This is a genomic window from Trabulsiella odontotermitis, from assembly GCF_001188485.1.
In the GTDB taxonomy this organism is placed as follows: domain Bacteria; phylum Pseudomonadota; class Gammaproteobacteria; order Enterobacterales; family Enterobacteriaceae; genus Trabulsiella; species Trabulsiella odontotermitis_A.
This window is the reverse complement of sequence record NZ_JNGH01000025.1, coordinates 1-498: the sequence shown is the minus strand read 5'-3', so window position 1 is coordinate 498 and position 498 is coordinate 1. Positions and strand designations below refer to the sequence as shown.

Sequence of the window (498 nt, the reverse complement as noted above, 5' to 3'; positions counted from 1 at the left end):
CTTCACCTACGCACCAGCGTGCCTTCTCCCGAAGTTACGGCACCATTTTGCCTAGTTCCTTCACCCGAGTTCTCTCAAGCGCCTTGGTATTCTCTACCTGACCACCTGTGTCGGTTTGGGGTACGATTTCGTGTTACCTGATGCTTAGAGGCTTTTCCTGGAAGCAGGGCATCTGTCACTTCAGCACCGTAGTGCCTCGTCATCACGCCTCAGTGTTGACAAACAACCGGATTTACCTGGTCATTCCACCTGCACGCTTAAACCGGGACAACCGTCGCCCGGATGACATAGCCTTCTCCGTCCCCCCTTCGCAGTAACACCAAGTACAGGAATATTAACCTGTTTCCCATCGACTACGCCTTTCGGCCTCGCCTTAGGGGTCGACTCACCCTGCCCCGATTAACGTTGGACAGGAACCCTTGGTCTTCCGGCGAGCGGGCTTTTCACCCGCTTTATCGTTACTTATGTCAGCATTCGCACTTCTGATACCTCCAGCAG

General features: G+C 54.0%; 1 rRNA gene. It reads right to left on the bottom strand.

What is annotated here, in order from left to right:
- Nucleotides 1–498, bottom strand: a 23S ribosomal RNA gene (locus GM30_RS01690); the annotation flags it as partial.